The 25,528-nt window shown below is 36.3% G+C and carries 38 protein-coding genes; 36 read left to right on the top strand and 2 right to left on the bottom strand.

Going from position 1 to position 25,528, the window contains the following annotated elements; genetic code table 11:
- Positions 1-41 precede the first annotated feature (41 nt).
- Positions 42-1,346, top strand: coding sequence for a surface-displayed alpha-enolase (eno, locus tag MK403_RS07655; protein ID WP_000022821.1), 1,305 nt, complete (start codon positions 42-44; stop codon positions 1,344-1,346).
- A 147-nt stretch (positions 1,347-1,493) separates the two neighbouring features.
- Here eno and MK403_RS07650 read toward each other — a convergent pair whose 3' ends face one another.
- Positions 1,494-2,657 (bottom strand): tyrosine-type recombinase/integrase, encoded by a 1,164-nt coding sequence (locus tag MK403_RS07650; protein ID WP_268709477.1) that lies wholly within the window; start codon positions 2,655-2,657, stop codon positions 1,494-1,496.
- 74 nt (positions 2,658-2,731) lie between these two features.
- The gene (locus MK403_RS07645) at positions 2,732-3,214 is read right to left on the bottom strand and encodes a helix-turn-helix domain-containing protein (RefSeq protein ID WP_268709476.1); all 483 of its coding nucleotides are present in this window, start codon (positions 3,212-3,214) and stop codon (positions 2,732-2,734) included.
- A 157-nt stretch (positions 3,215-3,371) separates the two neighbouring features.
- On the opposite strand from MK403_RS07645, the gene MK403_RS07640 reads away from it, so the two are divergent.
- From MK403_RS07640 to MK403_RS07470, 35 genes are all read left to right on the top strand, one after another.
- On the top strand, positions 3,372-3,557 hold the full coding sequence (locus MK403_RS07640) for a hypothetical protein (protein WP_268709475.1): 186 nt from the start codon (positions 3,372-3,374) through the stop codon (positions 3,555-3,557).
- 204 nt (positions 3,558-3,761) lie between these two features.
- Positions 3,762-4,028 (top strand): MerR family transcriptional regulator, encoded by a 267-nt coding sequence (locus MK403_RS07635; RefSeq protein WP_000404762.1) that lies wholly within the window; start codon positions 3,762-3,764, stop codon positions 4,026-4,028.
- A 10-nt stretch (positions 4,029-4,038) separates the two neighbouring features.
- The gene (locus MK403_RS07630) at positions 4,039-4,191 is read left to right on the top strand and encodes a hypothetical protein (protein ID WP_268709474.1); all 153 of its coding nucleotides are present in this window, start codon (positions 4,039-4,041) and stop codon (positions 4,189-4,191) included.
- Between the two features lie 193 nt (positions 4,192-4,384).
- Entirely contained in the window at positions 4,385-4,996 is a 612-nt protein-coding gene (locus tag MK403_RS07625; RefSeq protein WP_268709473.1) for a Rha family transcriptional regulator, read from the top strand.
- A gap of 39 nt (positions 4,997-5,035) precedes the next feature.
- Positions 5,036-5,545 carry a hypothetical protein gene (locus MK403_RS07620; RefSeq protein WP_268709472.1) on the top strand — a complete coding sequence of 170 codons (510 nt, stop codon included), beginning with the start codon at positions 5,036-5,038 and terminating at the stop codon, positions 5,543-5,545.
- Position 5,546: 1 nt separating this feature from the next.
- A complete protein-coding gene (locus MK403_RS07615) occupies positions 5,547-5,762 on the top strand; it encodes a hypothetical protein (RefSeq protein ID WP_268709471.1) in 216 nt (71 codons plus the stop codon).
- A 68-nt stretch (positions 5,763-5,830) separates the two neighbouring features.
- Complete coding sequence (locus MK403_RS07610) at positions 5,831-6,019, top strand: hypothetical protein (protein ID WP_268709470.1); 189 nt, start codon at positions 5,831-5,833, stop codon at positions 6,017-6,019.
- A 2-nt stretch (positions 6,020-6,021) separates the two neighbouring features.
- Complete coding sequence (locus MK403_RS07605) at positions 6,022-6,867, top strand: DnaD domain protein (RefSeq protein ID WP_268709469.1); 846 nt, start codon at positions 6,022-6,024, stop codon at positions 6,865-6,867.
- A gap of 11 nt (positions 6,868-6,878) precedes the next feature.
- Positions 6,879-7,727 (top strand): DnaA ATPase domain-containing protein, encoded by an 849-nt coding sequence (locus MK403_RS07600; RefSeq protein WP_268709468.1) that lies wholly within the window; start codon positions 6,879-6,881, stop codon positions 7,725-7,727.
- A gap of 249 nt (positions 7,728-7,976) precedes the next feature.
- On the top strand, positions 7,977-8,150 hold the full coding sequence (locus MK403_RS07595; protein ID WP_000138312.1) for a hypothetical protein: 174 nt from the start codon (positions 7,977-7,979) through the stop codon (positions 8,148-8,150).
- 89 nt (positions 8,151-8,239) lie between these two features.
- Positions 8,240-8,845, top strand: a complete 606-nt coding sequence (locus tag MK403_RS07590; RefSeq protein ID WP_268709467.1) for a hypothetical protein — start codon at positions 8,240-8,242, stop codon at positions 8,843-8,845.
- Between the two features lie 208 nt (positions 8,846-9,053).
- On the top strand, positions 9,054-9,464 hold the full coding sequence (locus tag MK403_RS07585; protein ID WP_268709466.1) for a hypothetical protein: 411 nt from the start codon (positions 9,054-9,056) through the stop codon (positions 9,462-9,464).
- A gap of 480 nt (positions 9,465-9,944) precedes the next feature.
- Positions 9,945-10,439 (top strand): YkgJ family cysteine cluster protein, encoded by a 495-nt coding sequence (locus MK403_RS07580; RefSeq protein ID WP_084932553.1) that lies wholly within the window; start codon positions 9,945-9,947, stop codon positions 10,437-10,439.
- Positions 10,440-10,639: 200 nt separating this feature from the next.
- Positions 10,640-11,476, top strand: coding sequence for an AraC family transcriptional regulator (locus MK403_RS07575; RefSeq protein WP_268709465.1), 837 nt, complete (start codon positions 10,640-10,642; stop codon positions 11,474-11,476).
- A 185-nt stretch (positions 11,477-11,661) separates the two neighbouring features.
- Positions 11,662-12,570, top strand: coding sequence for a peptidase (locus MK403_RS07570; RefSeq protein WP_268709464.1), 909 nt, complete (start codon positions 11,662-11,664; stop codon positions 12,568-12,570).
- Positions 12,571-12,696: 126 nt separating this feature from the next.
- On the top strand, positions 12,697-13,239 hold the full coding sequence (locus tag MK403_RS07565; protein ID WP_268709463.1) for a ClbS/DfsB family four-helix bundle protein: 543 nt from the start codon (positions 12,697-12,699) through the stop codon (positions 13,237-13,239).
- Positions 13,240-13,523: 284 nt separating this feature from the next.
- Positions 13,524-14,027, top strand: a complete 504-nt coding sequence (locus MK403_RS07560) for a hypothetical protein (protein ID WP_268709462.1) — start codon at positions 13,524-13,526, stop codon at positions 14,025-14,027.
- Between the two features lie 6 nt (positions 14,028-14,033).
- Positions 14,034-14,480, top strand: a complete 447-nt coding sequence (locus tag MK403_RS07555) for a hypothetical protein (protein ID WP_268709461.1) — start codon at positions 14,034-14,036, stop codon at positions 14,478-14,480.
- 90 nt (positions 14,481-14,570) lie between these two features.
- Positions 14,571-15,353, top strand: coding sequence for a hypothetical protein (locus tag MK403_RS07550; protein ID WP_268709460.1), 783 nt, complete (start codon positions 14,571-14,573; stop codon positions 15,351-15,353).
- Positions 15,354-15,406: 53 nt separating this feature from the next.
- Entirely contained in the window at positions 15,407-16,129 is a 723-nt protein-coding gene (locus tag MK403_RS07545; RefSeq protein ID WP_268709459.1) for a TipC family immunity protein, read from the top strand.
- 124 nt (positions 16,130-16,253) lie between these two features.
- Positions 16,254-16,673, top strand: coding sequence for a hypothetical protein (locus MK403_RS07540; RefSeq protein ID WP_268709458.1), 420 nt, complete (start codon positions 16,254-16,256; stop codon positions 16,671-16,673).
- A 185-nt stretch (positions 16,674-16,858) separates the two neighbouring features.
- Positions 16,859-17,191 carry a hypothetical protein gene (locus tag MK403_RS07535; protein ID WP_268709457.1) on the top strand — a complete coding sequence of 111 codons (333 nt, stop codon included), beginning with the start codon at positions 16,859-16,861 and terminating at the stop codon, positions 17,189-17,191.
- 25 nt (positions 17,192-17,216) lie between these two features.
- Positions 17,217-17,534, top strand: coding sequence for a hypothetical protein (locus MK403_RS07530; RefSeq protein ID WP_268709456.1), 318 nt, complete (start codon positions 17,217-17,219; stop codon positions 17,532-17,534).
- A 238-nt stretch (positions 17,535-17,772) separates the two neighbouring features.
- Entirely contained in the window at positions 17,773-18,342 is a 570-nt protein-coding gene (locus MK403_RS07525; RefSeq protein WP_268709455.1) for a hypothetical protein, read from the top strand.
- A 148-nt stretch (positions 18,343-18,490) separates the two neighbouring features.
- Positions 18,491-19,147 carry an imm11 family protein gene (locus MK403_RS07520; RefSeq protein WP_268709454.1) on the top strand — a complete coding sequence of 219 codons (657 nt, stop codon included), beginning with the start codon at positions 18,491-18,493 and terminating at the stop codon, positions 19,145-19,147.
- A 247-nt stretch (positions 19,148-19,394) separates the two neighbouring features.
- Positions 19,395-19,622, top strand: coding sequence for a hypothetical protein (locus tag MK403_RS07515; protein ID WP_268709453.1), 228 nt, complete (start codon positions 19,395-19,397; stop codon positions 19,620-19,622).
- 143 nt (positions 19,623-19,765) lie between these two features.
- A complete protein-coding gene (locus MK403_RS07510) occupies positions 19,766-20,053 on the top strand; it encodes an immunity protein Imm33 domain-containing protein (RefSeq protein WP_268709452.1) in 288 nt (95 codons plus the stop codon).
- Positions 20,040-20,330 (top strand): hypothetical protein, encoded by a 291-nt coding sequence (locus tag MK403_RS07505; RefSeq protein WP_268709451.1) that lies wholly within the window; start codon positions 20,040-20,042, stop codon positions 20,328-20,330. Before MK403_RS07510 ends, MK403_RS07505 begins: the two co-directional genes overlap by 14 nt.
- 49 nt (positions 20,331-20,379) lie before the next feature.
- Positions 20,380-20,793: a hypothetical protein gene (locus tag MK403_RS07500; protein ID WP_268709450.1), complete on the top strand. Its 414-nt coding sequence runs from the start codon at positions 20,380-20,382 to the stop codon at positions 20,791-20,793.
- Positions 20,794-20,862: 69 nt separating this feature from the next.
- Positions 20,863-21,240, top strand: coding sequence for a hypothetical protein (locus tag MK403_RS07495; protein WP_268709449.1), 378 nt, complete (start codon positions 20,863-20,865; stop codon positions 21,238-21,240).
- Between the two features lie 100 nt (positions 21,241-21,340).
- Entirely contained in the window at positions 21,341-22,033 is a 693-nt protein-coding gene (pynA, locus tag MK403_RS07490) for a pyrimidine 5'-nucleotidase PynA (RefSeq protein WP_268709448.1), read from the top strand.
- 38 nt (positions 22,034-22,071) lie between these two features.
- Positions 22,072-22,983, top strand: coding sequence for a hypothetical protein (locus MK403_RS07485; RefSeq protein WP_268709447.1), 912 nt, complete (start codon positions 22,072-22,074; stop codon positions 22,981-22,983).
- Between the two features lie 117 nt (positions 22,984-23,100).
- On the top strand, positions 23,101-23,754 hold the full coding sequence (locus MK403_RS07480) for a uracil-DNA glycosylase (RefSeq protein ID WP_268709446.1): 654 nt from the start codon (positions 23,101-23,103) through the stop codon (positions 23,752-23,754).
- Positions 23,755-23,763: 9 nt separating this feature from the next.
- On the top strand, positions 23,764-24,228 hold the full coding sequence (locus tag MK403_RS07475) for an NUDIX hydrolase (RefSeq protein WP_001135768.1): 465 nt from the start codon (positions 23,764-23,766) through the stop codon (positions 24,226-24,228).
- Positions 24,229-24,240: 12 nt separating this feature from the next.
- Positions 24,241-25,509 (top strand): dihydroorotase, encoded by a 1,269-nt coding sequence (locus MK403_RS07470; RefSeq protein WP_268709445.1) that lies wholly within the window; start codon positions 24,241-24,243, stop codon positions 25,507-25,509.
- Positions 25,510-25,528 lie beyond the last annotated feature (19 nt).

Genomic DNA, 25,528 nt, shown 5'->3' with positions numbered 1-25,528 from the left:
TCATAGAGGTGTAAAAAATTTAACTCAAAGGAGAGTAAAAAATGTCAATTATTACTGATGTTTACGCTCGCGAAGTCCTAGACTCACGCGGTAACCCAACACTTGAAGTAGAAGTTTACACTGAATCAGGTGCTTTCGGACGTGGTATGGTTCCATCAGGAGCTTCTACTGGTGAACACGAAGCAGTTGAACTTCGCGACGGTGACAAATCTCGTTACGGTGGTCTTGGTACACAAAAAGCTGTTGACAACGTAAACAACATCATCGCTGAAGCAATCATCGGCTACGATGTACGTGACCAACAAGCTATCGACCGTGCTATGATCGCACTTGACGGTACTCCTAACAAAGGTAAATTGGGTGCAAACGCAATTCTTGGTGTGTCTATCGCTGTAGCTCGTGCTGCTGCTGACTACCTTGAAATCCCACTTTACAGCTACCTTGGTGGATTCAACACTAAAGTTCTTCCAACTCCAATGATGAACATCATCAACGGTGGTTCTCACTCTGACGCTCCAATCGCTTTCCAAGAATTCATGATCGTACCTGCTGGTGCACCATCATTCAAAGAAGCTCTTCGTTGGGGTGCTGAAATCTTCCACGCTCTTAAGAAAATCCTTAAATCACGTGGTTTGGAAACTGCCGTAGGTGACGAAGGTGGATTCGCTCCTCGTTTCGAAGGAACTGAAGACGGTGTTGAAACTATCCTTGCTGCGATCGAAGCTGCTGGATATGTTCCTGGTAAAGACGTATTTATCGGATTTGACTGTGCTTCATCAGAATTCTACGATAAAGAACGTAAAGTTTACGACTACACTAAATTCGAAGGTGAAGGAGCTGCTGTACGTACTGCTGCAGAACAAATCGACTACCTTGAAGAATTGGTAAACAAATACCCAATCATCACTATCGAAGATGGTATGGACGAAAACGACTGGGACGGTTGGAAAGCTCTTACTGAACGTCTTGGTGGTAAAGTTCAATTGGTTGGTGACGACTTCTTCGTAACAAACACTTCTTACCTTGAAAAAGGTATTGCAGAAGGTGCTGCTAACTCAATCCTTATTAAAGTTAACCAAATCGGTACTCTTACTGAAACATTCGATGCTATCGAAATGGCGAAAGAAGCTGGTTACACTGCTGTTGTATCACACCGTTCAGGTGAAACTGAAGATTCAACAATTGCTGACATCGCAGTTGCAACTAACGCAGGACAAATCAAGACTGGTTCACTTTCACGTACAGACCGTATCGCTAAATACAACCAATTGCTTCGTATCGAAGACCAACTTGGTGAAGTAGCTGAATACCGTGGATTGAAATCATTCTACAACCTTAAAAAATAATCTCTTTATGAGATGAGGGGCTATAAAGCCTTTGAAATAAGCACTTTGGGGCGCTTTCCCTTAGTGCTTTTTTGATTTTACTACCCTTTTTAGTACCCCTACTAATTTTTGGTATAGTAAGAGGGTAGTCACTAATTGTGACCCCCTTTATAAATTATTGATAGCTATTTCATAATTTGAGACAGCTTTTTTTGCATTCTCTTGGTTAGTATGCCAGTAAACATTTTCAGTCACTATTAAGTTAGAGTGTCCCAGTCTGTACTGAACATCTTTAGGGCTGGCTTGAGCGTAGAGCATCATAGTAGTATGTGTATGGCGGAAACCATGAAAGGATACGTTAGTTACTCCAGCAGCCTCAAAATGCTTATTTAGGCGCTTTCGTAAGTTACAAGCATAGGCATATTTTTCTGTAAATACAGAGAATACAACCGTTTCAGATCGGCCTAATTTCCAAGATTGAATTTGTTGACGGTTTTTGTATTGCTTCAGTAAAAGTAATGTGGCTTTGTCTATTGGTATATCTCGATAACCAGCGCTTGATTTAGGTGAGTTTATTTCCTGATAGCGGTTTAGTGTCTTATTGATACTGATAACACCGCTTTCTAGGTCAATATCAGACCATTCAAGAGCTAGCGCCTCACTAATACGGCAACCAGTGGCCAATAAAGTCTTATACAGGACAACATCAAATAAGTTTTCATAATTTGATTGATCCAGAGCATCTAAATAATCAAGAAACTGTTTTAATTCTTTGTTGTCTAAGTATTTGACAGCAGCCTTTTCTTTTTGCTGTTTGCGTGGAATGATGACATCATTAGCTGGGTTGTATTGTATTACCTGGATAGCTACGCCATATTTCAAAATACGCTTATTCATGTTATGGAGCAAGGAGTAGTTAGCAAATGCTCCTTTTTCGCCTTTATTTGCCTTGTCAGCCCATTTGTTTACTTGCTGTTGAAGAATAGGCGTAGTGAGTTTAGATAGCTTGTAATCGCCAAATACAGGCAATAAATGCACTCTAACCAATCCATCCATAGATTGTCGAGTATTTGGCTTAACTGTATTCTTGTAACTATCCCACCAAACTTTTACAAGCTCATTGTATGTTGTAATTGTCGGCTTGTCTTTAACTGTATAGCCATTAGTAGCAAAAGCATTGATCGCATCACGCGCTTTTACTTTAACGCCCTTTTTAGTGGTTGCTGTAACAGTTGTACGGGCTTTTTTGCCCGTTAGTTGGTCAACACCTAGATAAACACTAGCATAATAAACTCTTTGGCCATTCTTTTTGATTTTCTCTTTGATATTCATGTATTTGTACCTTTCTTTCCATCAGCAGGCAAGGCGCGTGGTTTTGTTAGGTATTTATACATGAGTATTTGCTGTTAGTTATTGGGTTTGAAATTCACACTATGCCCACTATGGGATTTTGCTGTAGTTTTTGCTAATTGTCTAATTGCATCTTGGTCATTGGTGCTAGATAATACATAGTTACTAATAATTTCTAAGTAAGTGTTATCAATTCCTCTATTATTTCTTATCTGCTCATACGCTTCAAATGATAATTTTGTTTTATCTAATCCTAGCGAATTATATTCTTCCCAAGCATTATACTCTCTAGGAGTGAATGTTTCATAAGGGAATTTGTTTCTTGGTACATCAAAACCTAAGAGGTATTCAACTGATACACCGAAATAATCTGCTAGAAGTTGGGCTTTGTCAGCTTTGGGAACTCTTTCGCCGTTTTCCCAGCGTAAAATGGTTAATTTAGTAACACCAATAATTGATGCTAGCTCTTCTTGTGTGAGCTTTTTCTCTTTTCTTAAAGTTTTGATATTGGTACTATTTGTGACTTTTAATTCACCCATTATATGACCTCCGTTTCAATAAGATTATAACATAAAATCTAAAAATGTAGCCAAAAATATATTTTTTTATTAAAACACTTGACAAAGTAACCGTTTAGATATAAAATAACCTTGTAATTAAATATCCGTTCGGATACAAAAAGAGAGGAGGAAATACATGATTATCACTGAAAATCAAGCAAAAGCCGTGCGCCGTAAGCAAGCTGATAGCATGCTGACAGCTAAAGCGACAGCACAGGCAATTGGTATTAACCCAATCACTTATAAAAAAGTGGTACAGGGTGGAACAGTTAAGAAAACGGTTTATACGAAAGTCATGGAATGGCTAGCAAAAGATTATTAATGTACAAAAAAAGCCATGTACAGGCGACCAAACCAACGTACACGGCTACGGAAAAATAACAAAACTCAAGCAAAGGCAAGGCGCGTGGTTTTGTTAGGTATTTAGCAAGGGGACAAACCCCTTTGTAAATAATCTCCTCTTATTTTATCAAAATTAGAGGAAAATGACAACTTAATTTATAAAAAGGAAAAATGGAGGATATAAATGGAAATTCTGTCTAAAGAAATACAGTTACAGGGTTTACAGCTTCTTAAACAGACTCTTGAAACTTTAGTTGAGCTAGAAAAACAACGATCTAGTAAGTTAGATTTAATTTCTCGTAAAGAATTAATGGATCTGCTAGGTATAAGTGCTACAACCCTTGATAACTGGGAGGATCTTGGTCTTAAACGATATCAGACCCCGATGGATGGCGCTAAGAAAGTATTCTATCGTCCGTCAGATGTGTATTTATTTTTAGCAATAAAATAGGAGTTATGAAATGAAAATTGTTACTTTCAAACCAACTAAACAAATAGACGATGGGTTTTATCTACCAGGCATTGACATTCTATTTGTCTCAGATAAAGCAGATGCCAAGAGTACAGAAGATGTAATTTTATTTCTTTCAAAACATGGGTTAAACAAGTCTTGAATGATATTAGAAAATAAAGCTACTATTCCGCAGAGGAAATAGAGACAGCTATACAGGCCGTTATAAAAGCCTCTAACACGTTTATAGAGAACAAGTGGTAAATAATATTGACACACTAGCCAAAGCCGTTGTAGAGGCTAAAAAAGAGGCTAGAGGAGGCAATTAAAAGCAATATACAGGAGGTAGAACCGTAATGGAATTAGTCTACATGGACGGCAAGAAAGAGCCGTACACCACAAGCGAGATCATTGCTGAATGTGCTGAAGTACAACACCACACTATCATGCGCTTAATAAGAGAAAATAAGGCTGACTTTGAAGAGTTGGGAATACTTGGATTTAAAATCCATAAATTAGACACTAGAGGACAACCTAAAAAATCCTATATCCTGAACGAGCAACAGGCTACTTTGCTGATCACTTATCTAAAGAATACCGAAACAGTACGGCAATTCAAACTGAACTTAGTAAAAGCATTTTTTGAAATGCGTGAGGAGCTTTCTAAGTTTCGTCTGCAGAGAGCGCTAGAAAAACCAAAAAGAAAAACTTTACATGACAGTATAGAAAATTGGGAACAAGCACCCAAAAAAGCACATAGTACCATGAATAACTTGTTACTGAAGGCAGTAACCAACATGAATGCTAGGCAGTTGATAGCAAGCCGTGGGGCTACTAGTGGTATCGATAGCTTGACTAGTGAGGAGCTGGAGCAGTACCAGGCATTTGAGGATATGGCAATAGCTATGATTGAATTGAAAATGAGTTATCAGGAAATTAAGACTATGATGTTTAGAAGTAAAAAATAAGCTAAAAAAACACACAAACAAAGAAAAAGAGGTAAAAACATGTTAGCAGATAAATTAGAAGCTATTTCAACAGATTTAGAAGAAATACAAGGAAGTCTTACAGGGGTTAAAAATATCATAGCTAAAAGAGCGATCAGTAGGGTATTGAATGACTTGGATGATGTCTACAATGAACTGACCAGCACAGAATACCATGAACAACAGCAAACGCTTAAGGAACAGACGGAAAGGATGAAACAGAGAGTAGTTGCTGAAGTAATAGGAGAACTAGAGCAAAAAGAACGGTCATTTTATGGAAATTATTGGGGTAACACTGATTTTATAAAACGAACTTCTAGATTTGATGGATTTCTTTTCTTAAACACTTATCTAGCGGAAATAACTAGAGAGAATGACTATCCTATGGATCAAAGTCAATTATTAAATTATGTATGGGAACTTTTGGCAGTTGATATTGCCAAGAAAAAACGAGGTAAAAAGAATCTCTTGGACTTATGGACAAGTTCGATTAAGTACACCCGTGGCATGATGATTCATGAGGAGGGTTAACATGAATGAATTAGATTTAACCAATACACAGTCGGTAATCTTTATGGTGGTATTGATTGGCCTGCTACTTTATCTAAACCACCTAGACCGCAAAAAAAGCGCCCAATTTGAGCGAGAAAGCAAACAGATGATAGAAACACCTAGCGAGGATTTAAACCCTGATTATGGGCGTTATATCCAGCTTGCAGGGGTCAATGTATGGGGAGGCATTGAATGAGTTTAACAGATAATCACAAGAGAGTATTAAAACTAATCAAGCAGTAGGACAATTTGGAGGTAGAGCAGATGAAACTAGTAGAGTTTATTAAAAGTCACGATGGGGCAATTTTGGCTATTGAAAGATTGAAAAATATCTTAGAAAATGAGGAATTTATAGGAGCGTTAGAGTATGTGGCTGATATAGAAAATCATTTGAAATTGGTTAAAATTGAATACCTAGACGGAATGCAATATTTAGCGACAGGGGAGGAGTAGACTTGGCAGAAGAAAAGCGTTATTGGTGGTTGAAGATGGAGCATGATTTTTTTGAGCAGAAAGAAATGAAGGCTTTGAAACGAATGGCAGCAGGCTATGTATATACCACTATCTATCTAAAGTTATTGTTGAAAAGCTTAAAAAATAACGGCTCTTTGTATTTTGAAAGTATTGAAGATGATTTTGTATCAGAGCTTGCTTTTGATATTGATGAGTCTATAGATGATGTTAGTGCAGTATTTGATTTTCTAAAACGTAAAGGGTTACTGGTTGAAATATCAGAGGAGGAAGTATCATTACCAGGTGCAGTACAGCGAATAGGCTCAAAAACTCAATCAGCAGTAAGAAAAGAGAGGCAACGGGCAAGAGAAAAAGAACCTAAAAACGTGACAAAGTCACGGCAAGATGGGACTTTGTCACAAGATGGTCACGTAGAGAAGAGTAGAGAAGAAAAGAGAAGAGATAGAGAAAGAGTAGAAGTAGATAAAGAGCAATCACCCACTCCCTCTACCCTCGATCAAGACTTTATAAATCTCTATAAATCTTTTGAAGACGAGGTAGGTAAAGCATTATCACCGTTACAGATTCAAGACTTGCAGTATATGCTAGAAGATTTTAGCCCAGAACTTATTCATGAGGCGTTAAAAGAGGCTGTCAGTCAGGGTAAAGCTAACTTTGCATATATCAAGGCAATCCTTAACCGTTGGAAACAGGACAATTTATTGACGGTTGAACTTGTTAGAAATAGCTTTGCAGCGCGTGAGGCTAAGAAACAATCTCCTAAGCAAGCAGAACCTATTAGCCGTGAAGAATGGCTGAAAACACGAACAGAAGAAAACCCATTTTAGGAGGGTAAGCAATGGAAAATAAATTTGAGCAATATAACAACAGAAAAATTAGTGATAAGGTATGTGAGGTTCACAAGGTCAATTATTGGCAAATATCAACGCCAATAAGAGGCAGTAAGGAACGAAGTATACAAGAATTTTGTCCTGAATGCACAAAGGGACTAATAGAAAGGCAAGAGCAAGAGGGAGTTAATAATAGCCTAAATGCTGAGACTTACCTAAAAACTTATAATGTGCTTATGCGAGACAGTACGATCCCTAGAGAGTTAAAAGAGGCTAGCTTTGAGAATTTCATAGCTGAGACAACCGAGGAAAAGCAACTATTAGCATTTGCTAGGGAGCAGGTAGATAAATACCTGGACGGTATGACAGGGAATACCCTATTTACAGGATCTACAGGCATAGGGAAAAGCCATTTGAGCGTTGCTATTGCTAAGGCTATAAACGAGGGTTACAAGGCCAAAGGAGAGCCTAAAAGCGTGTTATTTGTCAATCTAACAGAAATCCTTAGACGAGTTAGAGAGAGCTTTAACTCTCCTACTAGTCTAGAGGGGCACTACTCAAGAATGCTGAAAGAGGTTGATTACCTGGTACTTGATGATTTAGGTATAAAATCGGACAACGCTAGTAGTAAAGGTAAATCAGTCTGGGAAGAAGAGTTTATTTTTGATATTCTCAGTAACCGAGATAAAACCATTATTACTACCAATCTAAGCAGCTCAGAGATTGTTAGCTTGTATAGTGAACGAGTGGCCAGCCGTGTCAGAACTGGACTAGAGGGTAACTTTTTCAAGTCATTCACTATCAAGGACAAGCGATACTCAATTAATCAGTTAAAAAGTAAAGTAAATCAACTGTAATAGGTTGATGCAGCCAAGAATAAAAACAACTATATTTTCTAATAGCTCTAAAAACTCATAGCGAGCTTTATATTGCGTTTTAGAGAGTGAACCAAGAGTGAACCAAGAGGATGCAGAAAAATGAGTGAAAAAGATTATACAAGTATGATAGAAAACGGTTGTATTTTATAACACGAACCTTAAAAACCTAGTCAAATCAATAGGCTAGGGATATTCGGATTATAATAAATCGAAATAAAGGAGAAATTCATGACTGAAAACAAGGATAATAAATTATTAGAAATGATGGAGAAAGGCTTTGTTTTATACTCAAAAAATGGTATAATAAAGTATATTGAAATTCCAGATCATGGCAGTATTAAGCTAAAAGCTCAAGATGGGCAGTTAGTTTATAAGGAAGTGACCACTGGAGAACAATGTTAATAAATACTGACTGGAAAAACCAGAGGTATGATAATTGAGTTTAACGCTCTTTTGTCATACCTCTTTTATTTTGTCGTAAGGAGGATAACATGACATTTACAACAATCAAGGATGATATTAAGGCTTTTGGCAAGAAAAAGCATGGGTACATGACTGGCTACATTGCTAAACAAGAGGAATTACATAAACAGTTACAAAATGGTATGATAGGCGAAAAATACGCTAAAGACCAGCTAGAGGCTTATAAGTTAGAGGGGGACACTTATTCTAGGGACACCTATAATAAAATTCATGCAGAAATTGAAAAACAGCATGAGCTAGAGCTAGAGGCATTAAAAGAAAAAGAACTCAGCGTAACAGCTGATGACGTGGCAGAGCTGACCTTGTTAGCTAGCATGAAGATGACAAAGGATGAATTGCTAGGTTATTTTGAAAAATACAAGAGCAAACCTCTTGCTATTAAAAAACTTTGGTCAATTGCTGAACAATATCCAGAAATCGCTATCAACTTGGAATTATTCAATGCAGAGCAGGCGCTAGAAAGTCTAATCTTATTCTTTAAGCAGCAACTTTCATATTGTCATTACAGTTTGCTTATCAACGGCGATAAAATCCAAGCTGTAACAACTGAAATGGTAGTAAATTCAGATGCCCCTGAGCTTGACCGTCGTTTGGATGAGTATTTAAACAAATAGAGGGGCTGGCAACCCCTTTATTTTATTTGGAGGTAATAGATGAAAAAATGTTGGGAAATGTTGGGATGATAACTTGAACAATGGACGAACAAAAGAAATTCCTAACTTTTGTTGAGAAATGTTGAAAGGTTATATTGGCAAATGTTGGCGTTTTTCAATATATGACACAATGAAAACTTGATAAAACTTAACAATTTAGGAGGTAATCATGCCAAAGAAGAAAATTGAGCGTATTTCAGTAATTCACAGAGAAAAAATTTTATGGCTCAAGTGGTATTTCATGAGAGATAAAGAAAATCCTAAGTATAGTGTTCTTGAGCGTAAAATGTTTGATGCTGCTAAAAATAAAGATATGCTAGCTTATAAAAAATACGCTACGATTAAGCAGATAACAGATATTAGGGTACAGACAAGTGAAGACGATATTTTAACGGCCATTAAAGAGGTTTATGTGTATAATCACATGAATGTTATTGGTGCTTGTCAACGTATATTATTTGTTAGTCAGTCGCCAGCCTATAGCAAGCTGAATAAATGGTTTGAAACTTACTCAGATTTGTATTTTAGCATTATTCCATTACCGAATATGGGAGCATATCATGAGTTGGTAGATATCTAGTTGATTGTATGATATAATAAACCAAAGTACAATGAGTAGTATATAGGGATTGCGCCTTGATTGAGGAGATTCCGGTTCGAATCCGGGCTATTGTGCTAGCATCTAGGAAACTAGGTGCTTTTTGTTTCTATCAATTAAGTGACTACTCCATTGCTGAATTAAAAAAATAACACTATGAAAAGTGCTATTTCCCTTGCCTGCTGAACTCGTCAATTTTATTACCTTTTTTGTTACCCCTTAAAAATACCCTACTTGTTTGTACCTTGTCACTTTTACTAGATTAGACAAAATAAGCTCTTTAAAATTGTGCATTTTTGGGGTACTTTATTATAGGTATATAACCTTAAAAAATAATAGTTGATTTAACAACGTTTTTAGCCCCTCGGATTTTTTCCGAAGGGCTTTTTCTTTGTTCAGGGGGCAAAAAGAGGGCAGTGTTTATGGTATAATAGACAAAAACACTTGTATTAGGAAGAAATTATGTCTAAAGAGATTGATATTGAGTATTACCACCAACTAGCTCTGCAAAAGCAGAAAGAGCACCGCAAAGTGTTAGCTAATCTAAAGAAAAAACCACCAAAGAATCTAGATAAGATAGCCCAGCAGATTCACCAAGAAGTCTTTGCTGAGATTGATTGCACCGCCTGTGCTAACTGTTGCAAGACTTTGGGGCCCGACTTCAAAGAAGCGGATATTACCCGTATCGCCAAGTACTTTAAGATGAAATTACCGGCTTTTGAAGCGGAATTCCTTCAGGTGGATGAAGATGGGGACAAGGTTTTCAAATCCATGCCTTGCCCCTTTCTAGGAGGAGACAATCTCTGCTCAATCTACGACGTTCGACCAAAGGCTTGCCGCGAGTTCCCTCATACAGATCGCAAGAAGATTTATCAAATTAATCATCTGACAATTAAAAATACTTTGACCTGCCCTGCAGCTTATCTCTTTGTTGAGAAATTAAAAGATAAGTTATAGAATTTACACCTTTAAATCTTGTACAAAGATTCTAGGGTGGAAGTATCTTGTATTTGTTAGAATATAGATAGAATTGAACACGGCCTAAAGCTGTGTAAAAAGATGAAATTTTCTCGGAGCAGGAGCCCCTCCGTTAATTTTCCTATTTTCACTTTAGTTTTATCGTCCTTTGTATCTTATGGAGGTAAGAAAAAAAGAATATGATGCATCAATTCAATCAAACCATGGATTATTTGGAGCAGCAGCTGACTGGAGAAGTGGATATGAAAAGATTTCAGCAGTTATCGGGCTATTCTTACCCTCTCTTTAGCAGGCTATTTTCTATCCTGGCAGATATGACATTAGCAGAATACTTGCGCAATCGCAGGTTATCAGAAGCTGTGATAGACTTGCGGGAAAGCTCTGACAAAATCATTGACATAGCAATGAAATACGGCTATGAGTCTGCTGACGCCTTCAGCACAGCATTTAAGAAATTCCATGGTTCAACTCCATCAGAAGTTCGAAATGGAAAAGCTTATAGGGTCTTTCCTAGACTTCAATTATCCTTAAAAATCACAGGAGGAAAGAACATGGATATCAAGATTCAAAAGAAACCTGCATTTACCGTGGCAGGTGTCCTATTGGAAGCTATCGACAATAGTCAGTGCCCATCTGCTTGGGAACAACTCTATGAGAAATACAGCTTTGAAAATCTAGAAAGTCTGGGTAGTGGCCAATCCTATGGTGTTTGTTCGGATGTCAAAGAAGGCGAAATCATCAACTACATGGCTGCTTATGATGTGACAGATAAAGCTAAAGCAGAAGAACTAGATCTGTCAATCAAATATATACCAGCGGCTGAATATGCTATCGCCCCAGTCAAAGGCCCTATACCAGCTAGCATTCACAATGCTTGGAAATATGTCTTGGAGGTCTTTTTCCCAGAAACTGGCTATCGTCATTCAGGTGCACCAGACTTTGAAGTTTATTCCAAAGGTGATATGTCGTCACCAGACTATCAAATGGAACTCTGGATACCAGTGATTAAGAACTAGAACATTTTCTGACTTTTTATAAAGATGCAAACCTAACTCTGTAGAAGATACCTTTTACAGAGTTTTTAATTATTGACATTCATGCCCGTAAATCACAAATACCCATATTTTTTGTTTGGATTTTATGGGGCATGCGAATAGTTTTCTCGGTATAATAGTCCCATAGAAGATAAGGAGGCATGAATATGCAGATGTATTTTGGAGATGTATCACTTTGCTATAGCTATTCATTGGCAATGGCACTGGATGGCTATGACTTAAAAGCAGACTTTTTAGAGGCAATCATGGTAATGGGAAATGGCGCTAGTATCGTAAAGGAAGATGACCGGCACCCTCTAGTATTCTTTGATAACGGAATGCCAGATCTTTCTATCTCTCATTCCTTAAAAATACTTGGGTTTGACTATGAAGACTTCTATCTAAAAGATGAAGCAGAAGTAGATTTGGAAGAGATTAAAAGAAAGTTGGAAACCTTTCTGTCCAATGGACCTGTCGTACTGGGACCTCTTGATATGGGGCATTTGACTTACAATCCCCATCACACAATCCTTTATGGTGTGGATCACTTCGTAACCGTGTATGCTCTTGATGGTCAGTATCTCTACTTGCATGATCCAGCTGGTTTTGCCTGTATGAAGGTTGCTTTTAACGACATTTTAGAAGCTTGGAAGGCGGAGACTATTGACTATAAGCGTGGAGCTTATTCCATGTGGGGAAATTTTAAGAAGGTCAAGAGTCCTAGTCAGACTGAAATCTATCAGGAAACAGCAAGGATTATGAAAAACCGATATCTGAATGGTCAAAGTGGTGTTTTGGAATGTTATGCAAAAGCAGTTGCTGAAAATGGCTTAAATACCGAGCAAAAACAACTACATCAGTATTTTAGCTTCAAACTTGCAGCTGTTCGAAATCTCTACCTCAGTGAGTTCTTAAAAGATCATGATCCAGAAGGGGCAAGATTAAAAGAGGAATTGGCTTCTTTATTTGGTCAAGCCCACCTTTCATGTTTAAAAGAAGATTATCAAGAACTGTCCCACTTGCTCTATCAGATAGCAGAGGTGGATGGTCGCTTTAGAGATTTATATGTAAAGTAGTGACTATAAGCACAAAAAAATAGTTCGTAAAAGCAGTTGTTCGTAAAATGAAGAACTGCTTTTTGATTATGGTATAATGAAGTAAGAAAATACCTCAACCTACTAGAAAATGAAGGGAGAACGCCTATGCCTAGACCAAGAACGAAAGAGGAATTAGTGCTAGCCTCTAAGGAAAACTATGAAAAACTCAATCACTTTATCTCTAAATTAAGTGAAGAGGAACTACAGACTCCTTTTGATTTTTCAAAAGACCAAAAGAAAAAAGAAGCTCACTGGAAAAGAGATAAAAATCTAAGAGATGTCCTGATCCATCTCTATGAATGGCATCAGTTACTTTTGACCTGGGTACATTCTAATCAAAAGGGTCATGAGAGACCTTTTCTCCCTGAGCCTTATAATTGGAAAACTTATGGGGAAATGAATGTCGCTATTTGGAAGAAGCACCAGAACACTTCTTTAGAAGAAGCGACTAGGCTACTAGAGCAATCGCATAAAGAGGTTTTAGAGTTGTTGGAAGGCTTCAGCAATGACCAACTCTTTACCAAAGGTGTTTATAAGTGGACGGGAGGGACAAGCCTAGGTTCCTACTTTGTCAGTAGCACCTCCAGTCACTATGACTGGGCTCTGAAAAAACTCAAAGCTCATCAGAAAAATTGTAAGAATAGCTAGTTGAAGTGCTATTGAAATTCACAAAAGGTTCTTCTAAGTTTCGAATAGCTTAGTTCTCGTGATTTTTGAGCTCTTCTAGCTTTAGAATCCTTCAAAAATTAAAATTTAAAGCTGTCATAGACTTAGAATAGATCCAAAACATATATATAAATGCAATTCTAAACTTAGAATTGCATTTATATTAAAGAAATTAGACTGTTCGATAGTTAGAATGACTTGATTCTGAGAAATGTTGACTAAAAAATGATTCGAATAGCTTTTTTCTGATATAGGATGATAGATAGATGGGTGAGATGATGAACATACAAAAAGAGAAAGTTAGAAAAGAGTTGGGGTCCCTCTGTTTGGGAGAACTTGCAGCCATCCTATCCTTTTGGTTGTGTTTTTTTCTTTTGAAAAATCGGCTTGGTGATTGGAAGAGTCTAGTCACCATTCTCTATCCTTTGTCTTTACTGACATTTATTTTGCTTCAAGGTTCAATCTATTGGGCAATTTTGATTAGAAGACTGTCAAATCCTCAGTTCGGAAGTAGCAGTGTTCCCAAACTATTTGGTGTTTTAAGAATACTAGACCTTGTTTTAGTTATTGCCGGCTTTCCTTTTATTGTCTGGAATACACAGAGTTTCCAAGTGGCTATTATAGCCACACTAATACAGCTTTTTGCACTAATCGAATGGATAAATTATTATCTCCTACGTTTATCCTATAGTTTGAACCCTCTTGTTTTATGGAAACGAATTGCAAAGGGAAAACTTGAAAAAAGCAGAATAGCCAAGGAGTTGGGGTAGGGGAGAATGAACGGAGGAAAGGGATTGGATAATATAGTTCTACGAACAGAGTGGTTCGATAAAACAGAAAAATTTTGTGAAATAAGACTGGATTGTAAGACAAAATATCTAACAATTTATCAGATATGCTACATTTTTGAAGAAGAGATGAACAAGGTATATATTGCTATGGATGAATATATAAAAAATTCTCATCAAACAAAGAAGATTATTTTCGGAGATGAGAGAGAGGGAGGAAGTGGGTATTTTAGTTTCTTACTAACTCCTATCAACTTAAAAGAAGAATTAAAAATTGAAGTGGACATGGAAATTGCTGATAATGATAAGGGTTTGCATCGTTGCAAATTCTATGTAAATACTCAATTGGAAAGTTTTAAGTATTTCAGAAACAATTTACCTAGAATATTTTCGAAAAACTCTGATAGGGAAATTAAATTGCATCCATATTTTTAGTAGAATTAGAAAATTTAATAAGCTTTTAGAGATAAATATTAAAGAAATTATTTTAAAAGAGACATCATATGAAATAGTTTAATTCAAATTTTGGAGATTATAAATGAGAACTATTGTTTTGATGAAGAAACTTCAGATTTATTGTGGAAATTATATAAAAACATTGAAAAAACAGAAGGTGGAAATACCGACTATATCTATAATCGTTTAGTAGGTGGGATTATTTATAACGATGAGAATGCAAAATGGAACGGTAGTATTACTGGAGTGCCACAATACCTTAAAGATAGTGTAAAATGGAATGGGACTGCTGGACTGGGTTCGGTATACGGAGCTAAAAGTTATCACACCATAGAAGAACAAATGAATCGCTTTGGATTGTTTGGAGAGGAATATAAGATAATTCAAGTTAGGATAAATGAACAGTATGAGAGAGCCAATACTGAGGGTGAGACTGTTACAGATTTCGCTCATCAAAGTATTACTACTGCAACTAATTTATACGATAATAAAAAGCGCCTTGCGAATTTTGTAGGTCTCACAAAAGGATATTTGGGGAATAGTCACCACCATACTAATGATCTATCTGGTTGGCTAGGAGATGTGACAATCGGTAATCCTCCAAGTATGAATATACCTGATTATAAGGCTGACCTTGATGCGGTTAATATTACATCTATCATGAAAAATCAGAGAATATCCTATGTTGCAGCTACTAATCAATACTATGATCAACTTTCTACAAATAGCTCTTCAAGGGAATCTGAATTTTTAAAGAATATGGGTGAAATGGAGTATGTTAAAAAGCAAATTTATAAAGAGACAGGAATCAATTATCAGGACGACACCCAAGCAATGGAAATGTTAAAATAGAAGAATAATGTTGCTTATCAGTTTATCCAAGATTTAAGTAAGGAAAAAGGTAGATGAAAAAAATTTTAAAAATTGTACTCATAACTGTATTAGTTTTTCTAACTTTGTTTGGTCTATATCGTGTCTATCAAAAGCATTATTATAGAGGAGTGTATGAATCTTTAAGTAATGTCTTTCTAGAGATGAACTATGCAGAAACCTATAGTGGTGTTTTACCTGGACTTGCTGATTTTAGTAAAGCTGTTGATGGAGGTCAGTCGTTTAGAGAGCCAGACTGGATAATTCCCATAGGACTTGATGCAGGTTTGTCTGAAAATGAAAGTTTAAAAGTGATTGTAGGTTTTGAAGAAACTTTTATTATTGAATACCAGCAACTATTATCTGATGGGAGATATCTTTATATAAAATATGACTACAATGATAAGAAACTCAACCAATCAGTCGAAATCTCAGATTCTAAATGGTCGGTAGCGTATGACTTAGCTAGTTACAATATACTACATAAGGATGAGGGAAAACTAGATTTGGAGGCATATAAAGAATTATCACGTCAGTCTAAAACAGGGGATTCGATACCTAATTTTTACCTAACTAATCCCAACGAAGTACTAGAGTATTTAAAGCCTTATGGGATTGATGAAGCTTGGATTAAAGAAAAATCCCACTTCATGCTCTATGATGTCGTTCTAGAACGCTGGTTTAAAAATGGTAGTCAACGCTACTCAGTTGACAATCTTGGGGATGTAGAGATTGTGCCACTAAGTTTTTCTGAATAGAGTAGCTGAACTGCTCATAGATATAGTAGTGTTGTATGAAATAAAAAATGTATCGGATGAGAAACAAAAATAATGAATCCGCTACTAGAACCTATGCCTTTTCATAAAACAAGGGAGAGATGAAATGAATATTTTAAAACTACAGGAACAGATTGACAGTACGAAGTACTGGGATTCCTACGCATTAGACTTTAGAGCTTCATTTTTCGGGGACGAATGTAAACTCTATATCGAGATTGAAAATGGCAAATCGGATCAGTATTGCTGGGAGATAGTTTTCTACCGTTGTTTTAAGGTTGACTATGAGACGGATGCTGGTTGGACATGTTGGGAAAGCAAGAGTGGCACAAGGAATTTCAATATGAAAGATGTTCCTTTTGAAAATCTCATGTCTCACACTGTACATGACATTAGTCTCATCAAAGAGAAAAATAATATGATAAAAGCTACAATTACTTTATCAAGTATGTTAATTAAGATTGTGTGTCAAGCAATTCAAATCTCCAAAGTTTTAGTCAGAGAACAGGACTTCTTTTGGAGCTAATAAAATGAGGCACCATCTCAGCAAGCATCAAATACCTGCTAAAAATAGAGATGAGTAAAGCCATATATCCAAGCAATTTTGATAAAATATATGCAAGATATTCTTGATGAATGAATTGGAAATTGATGTTATCACAAAAGACTAGAAGAAAGTGAGTTGAAAATACCATGAAAATAAGTGGGAATATGTCAAAATATAATAAAAAGATTTCTTTTTTTGAGATTCTTTCCAATATCCCATCTAATAATGCTAAATGGTATATTTTTGAATTTGATGCCATTGGAAAAGCACCGAATAATCTGACTATGTCAGAATTTGAAGATCTAGTCTTAAATTCAAAATATGGCTATCAAATGAGTTGGAACGAGCTTTTAAAATTTTCAAAGGAAATAGAGGATATAAATAACTTAATATTAGTTTCCTCTACATCTCCTGTTGAATTTGATGCTATAGAAACGGATACGGAAGATTTTTTAGTAAGGTTAGAAATAGATGACAGCACCTTTTGGGAGCCTTAATTCTATTAACTTGAGGTAGATAAGAATGACTGTTGAGGATTTAAGAGAACTACTGCTATCAATAACAGAAGAAGATGCTATCATTTCGACTTTATTTTCATTTTTTATTAGAAACAAAGGATATTCAACTCAGATATTGGAAGAGATTATTTTTTATGGAATGGCCATAGGTTGGTTTGAAATCGTTAATGTAGAAAATGATAATATTCCTTATACGGATATTGAGTGGAGAATTGATAATGACTTTCAAGAAGTTGTTTTTTGCGATAATGATTTTGCTGTAAAGACTTTATTTACACAGGAAGGTGGAATTCCAGAATTATTCAAAAAGTTTATCTTATAACAGAATGCTCAATCAATTCCTGTTCTCCATTTAAAATCTATGATTGATTTCATTATTGAGTTTCAAGCTGAGTCTCTGACGAATAAGGAAATAAATAATATTAAGAATTTTATACTACAGTCTGATATTAATATTTCAGATAAAGACATCGAAGTTATTTATGAGGAATATTGAGGGTGTAGAAAGGACAAGATTAACATCCATCTAAAATTTTCAAATGAGAGTATAGAAAATAGATATGAAGCTAGATAATTTAAAAATGAAAATAGCTAAGATTAAAAAGCTACTGCTTGAGAATAATGTTCATATAGAGCAAGGCTTAAGCGATGATGAAGTACGAAAAATTGAGAAAATATATAATGTAAAATTTCCCCAGCAGTGGTTGGAATTTTATCAAAATATACTACCTGTTTCAGAACGTTTTTATAACTGGAGAGATTTTTCAGTTGAAAACATAGCAGCTATAAAAGAAAGATTAGCGAGTCCTTATAATGGAATTTTGGAAAGTATTGATGAAATAGTTTGGGATATTTCCTGGGGACTAGAGCCTGCTAAAGTAGAAGATAAAAATAAGAAAATAAGAAAAATGCTAGAATCAGCTCCACCTCTAATTCCTTTATATGGGCATCGTTTTCTCCCGATATTTGAAAACAAGGAAATGCCCGTTTTATCTGTTGTAGATTTAGATATTATCTATTATGGGATGGATTTGTATGATTATTTTGAGGTTGAATTCGGACATAAGAGACTTGTGTCTGACTCAAAAAAATATAAAGAAGTTCCTTTCTGGACAAGTAATTTTTATTGAACAAGATTGTTCGGATGGATTCTAAAATTAAAAAGGTGATTTTAGTCTCTTAATAACTGTTAGAGATAACGAAGATGATTATTGAGATGGGGTTAGATTTGCAAGATGAAAAAATGCTTTACTCGAATTATTGGAAAGGTTTAGACTAATGTTTTATCAATTAAAATATGATATGGATCTTGTAGACAAGGTTATTGAAAAAAAGAAATGCTATATTTATGGGGATAGTAATAATATCAATGACATCGAATATGAAAATTATCCTAAAGGTAGATTTCATACAATAATACATTCTGAAAAGAAAGTAGAGTCGTGGCCAAATGTAGAATTCTATTATAATTCATTGGAGATGACAGAGGAAAGTGATTACTTAGGTAATATTGATTCATGGCCTATATTTAGAAAGAATGTAGTAAAAATACTAAAAAAAGAATACCCCAATTTAGAATTTTATTCTGTAAAATTAATTGATGTAGCTACTGGAAGCATCAATACAAATTATTTTGTTTTACATGTTCTCTGTGTAATTGATGCATTTGATATGAAAAATAGTAAATACCGTTATAATGAGAAATACGATGTTTATTTTTTCGAACCCAAAGGAGAAAGAATAGACTCCTTAAAGTGTCAAGGAGTAGATGTTTTTCGCGCTTCGAAAAACTTTACTGTGATATATGTATCAGAGAAATTTCGTCAAATGGTTATGAAACATAAGTGGACTGGTTTTGCATTTTATAGAGTTGCTGAAGATAATGAGGAACAAGAATATATAGAAAAACAGGGCATACAGGAGACCAGTAAATGAAGGAAACTATCTTTTATATTTTTGATGATGCTAGAAATCTTAAACTAGATTGGATAAAAATGAGAGTTGCTAATTCCAATACCACCTATTATTGAAAGGATTGATACGATGTCCGCTCCCCGATAATCCAGATCTATTTGAAGGCCGACCGGATTCTAGCTTAGATATTATTGATAAAAAAACAGGAGATTTACTTACTAGAAGATTTTATGATTCGGACGGGGAAAAGTTATTGGGAGGTAAGGAAATGACATATGAGTTTTTTAAGGAATTATTATCTTATAGGGAAGAGTTTGTCATATATCATCAAGATAAAAAATTTTATATTAGCCAACGAAAAGATTTGGGGGAGATATATTTCACTGTTTCTGAGAAAGAATATAGAGTATTCTATAATCAAATGGAATTTTTATCTGCAGCATTAATCAATGGTAAAACATTGGGTGAAGCATGGGATGAACTCGAAGTTTATTAATCGTGTTGGTGTCGGAGTTCTAGCAGGTGGAGTAATCCGAGTAGGCTCGGAAAAATTTAATTGCAAGATGAATCCATAGTAAGATATGGACTTGTATACTGGAGCCTGTATTTAAAACGAATGTTTTTGGAAAGGAAGTAAAAATGCATTTAGGTGGCTCAGTAGTTTCTAATCATATTTTAGAAAATAAAGCAAAATTGAAATGGGTATTTCGCGAGAATGCCGTGGATGAGCTAGACAATGGCTGGCGCTTTCTTTCTGAAATAGATACCGAAGAATACTTATCAAATCCTGAAAATATGTCAGTATGCGACTGGAGTACAATTGTTGAAATTGAACCTGCTGTATTATTGATTTACGACATGCCTATCGGAACAGAACTTACACTTATTTACGAAGGTGAGCAGAGATATTTTATTGAAAAGAATTAGTAAAAGTCTATCTTTAATAAATGACAGCCAAATCTTTAACAAGATATCGTCTACTAATTTAGAGAATATAGATGATATTTTAAATGATTATTTACCTCTTCATTTAAAATGGATAGAGAAGGGAAATTCTTGGATTGTTGAGTCATTAAGCGAAAGTCGTCAATTAGATAGACAAGCATTTTCTCAATTACTTGTAGGTGTCAGAAACTTATATCTTGATTTAGAAGAAGTTCAAGATTTGCTTATTGAAGTATCAAATGAAATAGATGGAAAGTAGATGTTTAATTTTATAAAAAGGAATAGTGGAGTTGAATAGGAAATTAGATATGGAAACTAAAAATGAAGAATGGGTAGAAGTCTTTAGAGGTTTGATTCCCGTAGATAAGTATAAGTTAAAAGTCTTGTTGACAAATTTGTCAGATGGTCAAGAAATTAGGCTGATTGGAGAACAGAATCGTTTTAAATTATCATGTTTTTGCTATGATGAAGCACGATTCTTTAGCAGGGAATTGTATTTATCTGCAATTCTGGATAAAGAGATGTTTAAAAAATTTGAAAAAAATAATTTTCAAAATGTCATTTACGAAATCAAGAATAGTCAATTAGTGAGAAAACTGGAATACACATCATATTATGATCTAGGAACTTTGCATTCACGGCATTATATAATCATAACTCAAGATAGTGTAGTGGAGATTCTTGTTTCTGCAAATTTGAAATTAGATATCAGCCAATACTAGAAAATTTGCTAATCAAACATGTACATGACTTTAGTACAATTATCGGAAAATAGAACTTGGAGAAATGATATGGAAAAATGGACGAAAATTAAACCGGGCTTCATCCCTTTTGGCGACTATGGTATTGAGATAAATATAGATGGGGACACTCTAATTGGCTACTTGGAAGATTCAGAAAAATTTAAATTTACCTTTACAAAGATCTGGGCTTTCCGAACAGTCCAGGAAAGTTTAGAATTAAGAGATAAATACTGGGAACAAGGATTGGCAGAGAACAGACCACTTTATCTGACCAACTATATCTATGAGGTCGAGAATACAGAGTTTGGTGATTTGGTCGCTTCTGCAAATATAGCTAATAAAAAGCTTCATCACTATTTCATAATGTCGACAGAATATTTAGTGGATATTCTATCTGAAAATGATGTAAAAGTGGAGAAAGTATAAAAATAAGGTGAATAAGTCCTTTAAGTCAATTCAGATTATGATAACTACCTGTTTCATTTATGCTATAATATTCTTAATGAATTTTCAGAAAGGAAACTCAATGCCCTACAAATTTCTACTCTTCGACCTAGATCACACTCTTCTTGATTTTGATGCTGCTGAGGATGTGGCTCTGACGCAACTTCTAAAAGAAGAAGGGGTTGCGGATATTCAAGCCTATAAAGACTATTACGTTCCTATGAACAAGACTCTCTGGAAAGACTTGGAGCAAAAGAAAATCAGTAAACAAGAACTGGTTAACACTCGCTTTTCTCGTTTATTTGCCCATTTTGGATTCGAGAAGGACGGTACGTTACTTGCTCAGCGTTACCAATTTTACTTAGCCCAACAGGGACAAACTTTTTCAGGTGCTCATGAACTCTTGGACAGCCTTATCGAGCGTGATTATGACTTGTATGCTGCGACAAATGGGATTACTGCCATTCAGACAGGGCGTTTGGCTCAATCTGGTCTGGCTCCCTATTTCAACCAAGTCTTTATCTCCGAGCAATTGCAAACGCAAAAGCCTGATGCACTATTCTATGAAAAAATCGGTCAGCAGATTGCTGGATTTGATAAAGAAAAGACGCTGATGATTGGAGATTCCTTAACGGCTGATATTCAGGGCGGAGTGAATGCAGGAATTGATACAATCTGGTTTAACCCTGATCACTTAGAAAACACGAGCCCAGTGCAACCAACTCACATTGTAGATTTTTACCAGAGTCTGCTGGAATGTTTGGATCAATTTTAAAAAGTAGGAAAAATTAAAAGCAGAGGAGTAAAGATGTTATGGGAACATGGAGCGCAACCATTTTTGGTAATGATACTTCCTTGGATATTAAGGATGAATTTTTCGAGAGATACAATAGAGGAAAAGAGCCAGCTACTATCAAAAATGACTTGACAATGGATTTAGACGATGACGATAGATATAATGTCTTGTTCGCTCTGGCGCATTGTATGTGGGAAGTTGGACAATTAGATGATGGATTCTTACTTGAAATCAAAGAGATTATTGATAAAAAGGAAGATTTGGCTCTTGCCCAAGAATTAGGTGCAGATAGTAAATTTTTAAAACAGAGGAGTGCAAATCTGGAAAATTTTTTAGAAAAAATTAGTGTCAAAAAAGAAAAGCCTAAAAAAAGAATTGCTCCGCCTGTTCCTGTCGAAAGTAAATATAGGAATGGTGCTGTGATGGTGTTTCAATATGAAGACGATGTATATGGTTCGTTGATAGCCGCAGATGGAGCCTTTTTTGACAAGGAAACCTATTATGCTTATCTACTGACTGATATTAAAATTCCTAGAAAACCCACCATGAAAGATGTGCGAGAAGCACGGATTATCGATCCAAGTTTTCATAGCCAAGAATACAATTCATTTCGAGACTCGGAGTATTACTATACCTTTGTAAATTGTATTTCAGGGTATTTAAAAAGTTCTGCGACGAAAAGATTTGAAAGATATAATGATAGTTTTTTTGAAATTATTGGCTATCTTTCTGATTGGGGGAGTTGCTGTAGCGCAGCTTCTGTAGGATTTGATTATTATAGACAAAAATCGAGTGATGAGTTTAAGACGAGTGTCACAAGAGAATTGAATAAAAGATTTAATGAAAATCTAAATATCCGAACTGAGATGACTATCGATGAGATTGACCAAGAATTTATCCTTTCTAATGCTTCACAAGATGGTAAGTAGTCACTTTCAAATGGAGATTCTTTTCAAAAATTCTCGAAATATTTGTAGAAACTAAAAAAGTGGTTTAGATAGCCACTTTTTGCTATAATAGAGGCAGTAAAAATGAAGGAGTTGGCGATGCAACACTCATCTTGGCATGCTTTGATTAAGGAGCAATTACCTGAAGGTTATTTCGGTAAAATCAATCAATTTATGGGGCAGGTCTATGCCCAGGGAACTGTCTATCCACCTAAGGAAAAAGTTTTTCAGGCTCTCTTGACTACACCACTTGAAGAAGTTAAGGTGGTGATTCTAGGGCAAGACCCCTATCACGGGCCAGGTCAGGCACAGGGCTTGAGTTTTTCTGTACCTGACTCAATCCCAACTCCGCCGTCCTTGCAAAATATCTTGAAAGAATTGTCAGATGATATCGGGGTTAAGAAATCACATGATTTGACGGCTTGGGCTGAGCAAGGAGTCTTACTTCTCAATGCTTGCTTGACGGTCCCTGCTGGTCAGGCAAATGGTCATGCTGGGCAGATATGGGAGCCTTTTACTGATGCCGTGATTCGGGTTGTCAATAATCTAGACAGACCTGTAGTCTTTGTACTCTGGGGTGCTTATGCACGCAAGAAGAAGGCCTTGGTTACCAATCCTCACCACTTAATCATCGAATCAGCCCATCCTAGTCCTTTATCAGTTTATAGAGGATTTTGGGGTTCTAAGCCTTTTTCCAAGGCCAATGCATTCTTAAAAGAGACAGGACAAGAGCCAATCGATTGGCTTAGATAAGGAGAGAATATGCCTCAGTTAGCGACGATTTGCTACATTGATAACGGAAAAGAACTGCTCATGCTCCATCGCAATAAGAAGCCCAATGATGTCCACGAAGGCAAATGGATTGGTGTGGGTGGTAAGCTAGAGAGAGGAGAGACACCTCAAGAATGCGCTGCGCGTGAAATCCTAGAAGAAACAGGCCTCAAAGCCAAGCCAGTACTTAAAGGTGTTATCACTTTTCCAGAATTCACACCAGATTTAGACTGGTACACCTATGTTTTTAAGGTGACGGAGTTTGAGGGCGACTTGATTGACTGCAATGAGGGAACCTTAGAATGGGTTCCCTATGATGAAGTTTTGAGCAAGCCAACTTGGGAAGGTGACCACACTTTTGTTGAGTGGCTTTTAGAGGACAAACCCTTCTTCTCAGCCAAGTTTGTTTATGATGGGGATAAATTATTGGATACCCAAGTTGATTTCTATGAATAAAGGAGAAAGTAGATGCTACTAATCAAAAATGGTCGTGTAATGGATCCCAAGTCTGGTTTGGATCAAGTGTGTGATGTTTTGGTCCAAGATGGGAAAATTGTCAAAATTGCCCCTGAAATCAAGGAAGAAGGAGCAGAGCTAATTGATGCTACTGGTCTTGTAGTTGCGCCTGGACTAGTTGATATTCATGTTCATTTCCGTGAACCTGGTCAGACCCACAAGGAGGACATCCATACTGGGGCACTAGCTGCTGCTGCAGGTGGTTTTACAACGGTTGTCATGATGGCTAATACTAGTCCAACCATTTCGGACGTAGAAACTTTGCAAGAAGTTCTTCAGTCAGCTGCCAAGGAAAAAATCAATGTCAAGACAGTTGCGACTATTACCAAGAACTTTAATGGCCAAGACTTGACAGACTTTAAGTCGCTTTTAGAAGCTGGAGCTGTTGGTTTTTCTGATGACGGGATTCCACTTGAAAGTAGTAAAGTTGTCAAAGAAGCCATGGAAGAAGCCAAAAAACTCAATACCTTTATCAGCCTTCATGAGGAAGATCCAGGTTTGAATGGGATTCTTGGTTTTAACGAAAACATCGCTAAGGAACATTTTCATATCTGTGGAGCGACTGGGGTGGCTGAGTACGCTATGATTGCGCGTGATGTTATGATTGCCTATGCAACAAAGGCCCATGTTCACATCCAGCATTTGTCTAAGGAAGAAAGTGTCAAGGTAGTGGAATTCGCTCAAGGTTTGGGAGCGCAAGTCACAGCAGAAGTAGCGCCACAGCATTTCTCTAAGACGGAAGCTCTCCTTTTAACTCAAGGAAGCAATGCCAAAATGAATCCTCCACTTCGTTTGGAGTCAGACCGTCGTGCGGTTATCGAAGGTCTCAAGTCAGGTGTTATCACAGTTATCGCAACGGACCACGCTCCTCACCATGCAGATGAGAAAAATGTAGAAGATATCACCAAAGCACCATCTGGTATGACCGGTTTGGAAACCTCTCTTTCTCTTGGTTTAACTTATTTGGTGGAAGCTGGTGAGTTGAGCTTGATGGAATTGCTAGAAAAAATGACTGTTAATCCAGCCAAGCTTTACAACTTTGAAGCAGGTTATTTGGCTGAGAATGGTCCAGCGGACATCACTATCTTTGATGCCAAGGCTGATCGTACTGTTGGTCCAAACTTTGCTTCAAAATCAGCTAATTCTCCATTTATCGGTGAAACTTTAAAAGGGCAGGTTAAATATACCATCTGCAAGGGACAAATCGTCTACAAAAACTAGATGGGATTCTGCTCTATAA

Origin of the sequence: Streptococcus oralis, assembly GCF_026782285.1 — a bacterium.
Taxonomy (GTDB): Bacteria; Bacillota; Bacilli; order Lactobacillales; family Streptococcaceae; genus Streptococcus; species Streptococcus oralis_CG.
Note: the sequence above shows the minus strand (reverse complement) of the source record. Positions and strands in the feature narration are given on the sequence as shown.